Source organism: Butyricimonas sp. RTP31003st1_G1_RTP31003_210430, assembly GCF_040920905.1.
Taxonomy (GTDB): domain Bacteria; phylum Bacteroidota; class Bacteroidia; order Bacteroidales; family Marinifilaceae; genus Butyricimonas; species Butyricimonas paravirosa.
Genome location: NZ_JBCOSQ010000039.1, coordinates 39,745 through 46,458 on the forward strand (window position 1 = coordinate 39,745; position 6,714 = coordinate 46,458).

8 protein-coding genes and 1 pseudogene are annotated in these 6,714 nt (G+C 40.0%); 1 reads left to right on the forward strand and 8 read right to left on the reverse strand.

Annotated features, from left to right (window positions below):
* Window positions 1-199: 199 nt before the first annotated feature.
* The 5 genes and pseudogenes from AB5542_RS12920 to AB5542_RS12940 form a co-directional block, all read right to left on the reverse strand.
* A pseudogene (locus tag AB5542_RS12920) lies at window positions 200-994 on the reverse strand (recombinase family protein); the annotation flags it as partial.
* Window positions 982-1,152 carry a hypothetical protein gene (locus AB5542_RS12925; RefSeq protein WP_279037549.1) on the reverse strand — a complete coding sequence of 57 codons (171 nt, stop codon included), beginning with the start codon at window positions 1,150-1,152 and terminating at the stop codon, window positions 982-984. The gene AB5542_RS12925 and the pseudogene AB5542_RS12920, both read right to left, overlap by 13 nt.
* A 329-nt stretch (window positions 1,153-1,481) precedes the next feature.
* The gene (locus tag AB5542_RS12930) at window positions 1,482-2,018 is read right to left on the reverse strand and encodes a hypothetical protein (protein WP_288215129.1); all 537 of its coding nucleotides are present in this window, start codon (window positions 2,016-2,018) and stop codon (window positions 1,482-1,484) included.
* Between the two features lie 345 nt (window positions 2,019-2,363).
* Entirely contained in the window at window positions 2,364-3,053 is a 690-nt protein-coding gene (locus tag AB5542_RS12935; RefSeq protein WP_279040531.1) for a recombinase family protein, read from the reverse strand.
* Between the two features lie 54 nt (window positions 3,054-3,107).
* The gene (locus tag AB5542_RS12940) at window positions 3,108-3,269 is read right to left on the reverse strand and encodes a hypothetical protein (protein WP_279040533.1); all 162 of its coding nucleotides are present in this window, start codon (window positions 3,267-3,269) and stop codon (window positions 3,108-3,110) included.
* Window positions 3,270-3,433: 164 nt separating this feature from the next.
* Here AB5542_RS12940 and AB5542_RS12945 point away from each other — a divergent pair, with 164 nt between their 5' ends.
* On the forward strand, window positions 3,434-3,751 hold the full coding sequence (locus AB5542_RS12945; protein ID WP_279040534.1) for a helix-turn-helix domain-containing protein: 318 nt from the start codon (window positions 3,434-3,436) through the stop codon (window positions 3,749-3,751).
* On the opposite strand, the gene AB5542_RS12950 is transcribed toward AB5542_RS12945, so the two are convergent.
* From AB5542_RS12950 to AB5542_RS12960, 3 genes are all read right to left on the reverse strand, one after another.
* Window positions 3,723-4,598 (reverse strand): hypothetical protein, encoded by an 876-nt coding sequence (locus AB5542_RS12950; protein WP_279040536.1) that lies wholly within the window; start codon window positions 4,596-4,598, stop codon window positions 3,723-3,725. The genes AB5542_RS12945 and AB5542_RS12950 overlap by 29 nt on opposite strands.
* Window positions 4,599-4,741: 143 nt before the next feature.
* Complete coding sequence (locus AB5542_RS12955) at window positions 4,742-4,939, reverse strand: hypothetical protein (protein ID WP_279040538.1); 198 nt, start codon at window positions 4,937-4,939, stop codon at window positions 4,742-4,744.
* 1,170 nt (window positions 4,940-6,109) lie between these two features.
* Window positions 6,110-6,714 (reverse strand): thioredoxin family protein (locus tag AB5542_RS12960; protein ID WP_368243113.1); only part of this gene is annotated, 605 nt, incomplete at its 5' end.

The window sequence follows — 6,714 nt, forward strand, 5'->3', positions numbered from 1 at the left end:
TCGCACGAGTGGCACTAAAACGCTGGTGCCCCGTATGATTACAATGATAATAAGGATAACGATTCCCGTTACGACCACGGGAATAACTTCCGGTTAAATTCCCCCCGCAAACGGGACACGTGAGAAAGTTGCGCAAGTACAACCCCGGCATCATCTTCAATTTCGCTTTCGGATGGTTCTTTTTCTTGCCATCCAATAACTCTTGAACCCGGTAGAACAAATCCCTATCAATTATCGGGCGATGCGTACCAACCACCCATTTTTCGGGATTCCCGTTAAAACCCGGAACGTGGACATCACCCACGTATAACCTGTTTCTTAGCAAGTTCAAAAAGTTTTGTTTACTTCGAACGTTTAAGCCCTGTTCCAGCATCTTTTTCCGAACCACGTCCGCAGAGTACAAACCTGTCGAGTACAAGTCAAAAGCGACACGCACTAAACTTGCCTCGTGTTCGTTCACCAGCAATTCAGAGGGTTCATCCCTCGTGTGTTTTTTCCAGTAATAACCTTTAGGAGGTTGGCTCGTGTACTTCCCGTTTAATCGAGCCTTGTTATAACTTTCCTTCACCCGCCTCGACGTTTTCAACCGCTCGGCATGACTGGTTGCCAAGTACATCGCTAACATCACGATATAATCCGCTTGACCGTAATCTATATGCTGTTCTATGCTGTTTACCTCGATTCCTTGCTCTTGGAACCGTTTAATTTGTACCAAGGCATCCGAGAGTTCTCGGGCAAATCTATCCCACCTTATCACCAGTATCATGTTCACCTTGTTACTCTTTTTCAGGGCGAACTCTTTCATATTCTTGTATTCCGGACGGTTGAATGTTTTAGCGGAAAAATCCTCTATATAAACATCCCTGACCAAGTTATACCTCTTCGTTGAACAATAACGTTCGATATAATCTTTTTGATAATCTAAACTATATCCCTTGTCCGCCTGTTCATCACTACTAACACGGGCGTAACCGATTACATTTACTCCCTCCATAATCGCAAAGTTTTAAGTTCCACAACATCCTCCACGTCTAACGCCAATTGTATCCGGGCTAACTCGTAGAGTAGTGCTCTTATTTGTTTTACATCTTCATCCGTGTAAGATTTTCCGTTACTTTTTAATATTTTCTTGCATGATTCTAAACTAATCATTCAATCTTCAATTTTTCATGCCTTCCGGCTTATTCGCACGTCTTCTAAGTCTATCAAGAATCGCCACGTTCTCAACGTGGTGCTTTGGCGATTCCCCGAATCAACTACTCTAATCAAGGATAGACTCGCTTTTAACTATAATTTCATGGAATTTGTTAGCTTTTATGCAAATATACACGCAAAAAAATTGAAAACCCAACTTTACTACATTAAACTATCATTTTCGACCGAAAAATTCAATATAAAAGAATCGGCACTGATCGTGCCGATTCTTCAATCCCTTTAAGTTTTTATTGACCGTATTCATGTAACAGTATCAAAACACTCATTTATTCATCAGAATTTTCTATAGCATACACAAACGTGAATGTTCCTGTCATTGTTTTCACGTTTCCACCTTCCATATCATCAAAAGTCACGTTAAACTCCATTGTAACTTGTCTTTTTTGAGCATCATATTCTAAAACCTTCAATGAGCCTGTTTTACTATACAAAGGCTCCGTGTTATCATGCAAGTCATTTATAAAAGCATCAAAACTATTCGCCTCTTGCTCTTTTCCACTCATGTCCATGTATTTGTTTACTTGATATACTTTATCTTTTGCGATAGAGTTCAAGTTAAAATCACTGGCGGCAAAATAAATATCATTATTGACCAGTTTTTTCTCGTGAAGATAAAAACCTATCACGAATTGCTCCAAATCTTGAAGGTAATAGGCATCGATTCCATAAACTTTATACGTTTTTTCCCCGACCTTTACCACGTTTTCACTTTTCTTTCCATCATCATTCTCATCGTCATCATCATCAGAACAAGCCACAAACATCGTTGCGAACAACGCTAACAATAAAAAAATCTTTTTCATGTTTAAATTGCAATTTATTTTACCCCAATCCCCCAAGTGGTAGATTTATAAATGAAAGAAGCGTGGGAATTGTTAGTTTATCTATTAGGAGGTACGACCAAGCACCTTGCTGTAAATAAACGACACCCCACGCTAAACCTGTATATATTAAAGTGTATATACGGCAAGCATGAACGTTTGTATCGCTTATCCCTACAGCTATGAAAATTGGTCGTTTCCCTAATAAGGATAAAGCTAAACGCTTCTATATGTTCCATGTCCACGAGTCTCCCCGCAAACGTCACAAAGGTACATACTTTTTAGCATTCTACAAGCGTCTTCGTGGGGTGTCATACTTTTATTTTATCACCTGTTTGATTTCGCCAAAATTAACTTGATTTTTTGAATAGTGCTGACAGAACGCCCTGTTATTTTTGCCACGTTCCTGAGTGAATAGTTCTTTTTAAGTAGTTTTACTTCCTCTACATATTCAGCCAATAATTTCTCCTCACCCTTCCTGTAACCTTCCTTGCGCCCAACCTTACCTCCATTCTCCCGGTAGTTCCTGTACCCGCTAATCATACGTTCTTGTATTGTCTTTCTCTCCATTTGAGCTATCTCCGCCAGAATCGTAACAAGCAATTGACTCATCGGGTTTATCTTTCCCTCGTCCGTCAATGTTTCAATCCCGTAATTCTGGATAAAGAGGCTAATCCCGTTCTCGTTCAGTACCTCGATAGTTTTCAAGACTTGTAACGTGTTCCGCCCAACCCGGGACAACTCGCTCGTCAAAACTTTCTTAACCTTGTGCTCTTTCACGTAAGCAATCATGTTCATCAACTCCTCCCTCTCCTCGTTACGTTTTCCCCCGCTGACCTTTTCTGCGAACACTCTTTTTACCCTCATCCCGTTGCGAGTCGCGTATTCGGTTAAATCATTCACTTGTCGTTGATAATCCTGTCTATCCCCGGTAGAAGACACCCGGGCAAATATCACGACTTCTTTTAGCTCCTGTTCCACTTTAATTCTTTGCGTTATTCCAGTACAAAAATCCATGTTATAAAACCTTATTTTCAAGATTAAAACAGTACATTTTTTAAATGGTACACTCTAGTACCACTTGGTCGGTTTATTCCACCCGTTCAACTCGTACATCTTTTCCAGTGCCTCGATTCGATTTCGACACCACGCAACCTTTTCCCCCGTCAACACGCTCCACACTCCCCAACCGCTACCGCCACAACTTACTTTATACTTGACCTTGTTTCTCATGCTTGTAATGGTTTATCATTTTACAATAATACAAATGTAATGGTTTAATAGGTATTATCCAAATAATTCAACCAGATTTTAATAGTTTAACACTACATAATCACATTCTTGTAATAATATATCAAACTTATTCACTACATTTGTAATAAATAAAGCACTACATCATGAGCGAGTTAAGGATAAAAGAATTATGCAAGCTAAAAGGCATGACCATGCAGGACATAGCTTTAGCGTTGAATATTAATCGAGTGAACCTGTCAAGCAGTTTGAACGGGAACCCCACATTAGAACGCTTACGCCAAGTGGCGAACGTCCTAGGCGTGGAAATTTCGGAACTATTTCAACCTTCACGTGCCAATGAAGTACGTGGGTTCGTGGAGTTTCAAGGGGAGATTTTCAGAATCAATACCCCGGAAGATTTATTCGACTTGACCGATAAGGTCAGGCAACAAATCACGCCACTAGCTCCCGGAAAGGAGTAATCTTGCTCGCCCCGGCTTGTAACCTGTTCAATAAATCTCTATAAGGTTTCATCACTTGGCTCACGGGAGTTTTAGGAGAGATTAGTCCCCGGAAAGTTTCTTCCACCCTGGCAAGGTCGTAACCGTTTACCTCTAGCACGCATTTACACTTGTAATCGTTTAGTGATAATGTCCCCGGGGCTACCGTCTCGCTAAAATCAAGAGCCTCGTCAAGGAGTGCGAGTAACGGGTTACTCGTCGAGTTTAACACCTCGTTCAAGGCGGTACTCTCGATTCCAAGACCTTTCCGTATGCCTTCCCTCGTGGTGAGGTTCAACTCGAAACGAACTTTACCTTTGTAGTACTCCATTAGCTTGTCCTTGTCAAATAGGCTATCAAGGAAAGCCTTGTTCTTGGAGTTACCCAGTTCCTTCGACTTGTCATACACGACTAAACGTTTCTTGTAACGGTCTGTTTGAACCACTTTCCTTAACACCACGTTACCACGGTAATTCTCGCAAGTCCACTTCCGGCAATTTTTCACGTGTGTTGCCATGTACCCTTGAATCAACGACACGTCCGGGTAAACGATGTCTCTCGTCACGTCACATTTCACGACGGATGAATTTACCAGGATGTTTCCGGTATCCAACAAGCAAATCCCGAGCCCGTTTACTCTATCCAAGCATTGCTTTATATTATCCCCGTTTATCAATTGTATTGAATCATCACCAAGTATTTTAGAGGTAAACTCCATGACTAGCTCGTTTTTCTCGTAATCAACTTTTATCATTAAACTTGGAACTTTACCCTTGTAACTACAAGAAACAAGTTCATCACCTCGATATTGTGCGGTAAAACATTTCATGTCTATATCATTTATGTAATCCAAACTCGTCACCATTTTTAATTTATCAAAACATAACATCTTTATTTCCTGGTTTGCACTATTATTAACTTGTTAAAAAACAAGTTTTGTAACCTTGACAAGTCAAGAAATGACCGGGGAAATTAAATCTCCCCGGTTTCCACGTCTTTACTTGCATCAGGTTCCGGTTTTTTGGGTACTGTTTTCCAGTACCTCTTTAAACCGTCTGATATTTTCCGGATATGCTCCGGGCTTTTTCCCCTGTTTCTTAAAGACTGGCTAATCCTAGCCTTCACGTCGTCTTCCATGTCACGATACTGTCTTTTTCCTGTCGTTGTCATAATCTGAATGTATTTTCTTGTAAATAGTATCAAGAAATGAAAAGTAAGGACGAGAGGTATGAAAAGTATAGTAAAACTAAGAAAACTCTCGCTCCTGACCACGATAAACAGAAGACACCGTGGGTAAACCTACCTTATCAAGCTCTTGAAAAAAATGAAAGCGGGGATACCGTGTCTCGTTCACGGGGGGACGTCCCCGCATTTTTACAATTCACCTATGACACACGTGAATCATATCACTATTATAAAATCTTTCAAAGCCCATATTTTATCTAAATCTGCCATAAATTGGTTCGAGAATAGTCTCGAATAGAGAGCTAAGAAGCTGAAAGCCAGTAGAAATACTGGCTTTTTTCATGCTCAGAACCTTCGATTTTCATGCAAAAATTCAAACCATCCATTAAATAAACACTTGTTTTAAAACAACTTAGCTACTTTATCCAAAATCATAAACACATTCAGACAAACAAGATATTAAAATACCATATTTGCTATCATTTACACTTCATTTGCTATCAACTGGTCACCAAAGTGGTCACCTCTCTTTCAAAAAGTGGTCACCTTTTTTAAAAGAATAAGTTATTGTTTTAAAGACCATTAAATAGCTTACATAAAAAAATCAGGAAAAACATTTTCAAACGTATTATCTTCGCATGCTTAATCAATATAACGTCAATGAAAGAACTTCTAGATTTAACCTTACTCCGGGAGATTCTCAATTCTTTCAAGGCGGAGAACATAACAAGCACTAGCAATCAAATTGATATATACCTTGACGAGAAAATCTATATCTATTAGCAACAAATAAAAGCAAATCATACCTAATTCCCGACCTCAAACCGGGTTGAAAATGGAAAAAGGATTTGAATTGCTGATCTATTGCCCCATGATTGCATTCCAACCTCGGAACACAGTGTATGTTATTTTTCCTTATATCCTGTTAAAATGGCGGCTATAATCGGGCGATAAGGCGGCGACAATGGGGCGACAGCGCCTAATTGTCACCCAACAATCGCCCAACAACCAGATAATTTTCATGACCAACCTTGGAAATACCCCTTTAAAACCAATACTATACCCAATTCTTCTATTCCAATAAAAACCAGCGTGCAGGATTATCCCCCCACCCTGGTTTTCCAACAATATTCGACGATTATTATACCTTTTCAATCATTTCTTCAACAATTGTTCCCGAATAATCTGTTCATATTTTTCAGGAGTGGCCCCAGTTTCAATAATCGGTTTTCCTCCCACCGGGATAAAAAACAACGTGGGCAGGGCCACCACGTTAAACATACTACATAACTCTTTTTCCTTGTCAGCATTTACTTTCAGGAACAAAACTTGATCTTTGTATTTTTCCGCCATCTTTTCCATTTCCGGGATCAAACGCATACAAGGCCCGCACCACGTCGCCCAGAAATCAATGACCACGGGTTTGTCCCCCTTGAACACGAACTCTTTATCTTTACGATAATCGTAAATATGTTCCAGGAAATACTCTCGGGTAATCGGGTTCAATTTCCCGGGAACAACCGACGAGGTAACATCTCCAACCACGTCATCTTTCACTTCAACCAAATCGAAAGACTGAAAATAGATTTTTTGTTTTTGATAATCTATTGAAATAATTCCCTTTTCCAGTATGCCGGAACCTAACACCGAATGAGGCAATTCTTTATTTTCCGCCACGACCACGCTACCCAACTGATCTTTCACGAAATCACACACAACGGCAGTCTTCGTCTTGGTGATTTTCACGGACTTCCCGTAAC

Coding starts and splice junctions, on each gene's coding strand:
- AB5542_RS12935 (WP_279040531.1), bottom strand. CDS start 3,053: ATGGATTTTTGTACTGGAATAACGCAAAGAATTAAAGTGGAACAGGAG.
- AB5542_RS12955 (WP_279040538.1), bottom strand. CDS start 4,939: ATGACAACGACAGGAAAAAGACAGTATCGTGACATGGAAGACGACGTG.
- AB5542_RS12940 (WP_279040533.1), bottom strand. CDS start 3,269: ATGAGAAACAAGGTCAAGTATAAAGTAAGTTGTGGCGGTAGCGGTTGG.
- AB5542_RS12925 (WP_279037549.1), bottom strand. CDS start 1,152: ATGATTAGTTTAGAATCATGCAAGAAAATATTAAAAAGTAACGGAAAA.
- AB5542_RS12945 (WP_279040534.1), top strand. CDS start 3,434: ATGAGCGAGTTAAGGATAAAAGAATTATGCAAGCTAAAAGGCATGACC.
- AB5542_RS12930 (WP_288215129.1), bottom strand. CDS start 2,018: ATGAAAAAGATTTTTTTATTGTTAGCGTTGTTCGCAACGATGTTTGTG.
- AB5542_RS12950 (WP_279040536.1), bottom strand. CDS start 4,598: ATGAAATGTTTTACCGCACAATATCGAGGTGATGAACTTGTTTCTTGT.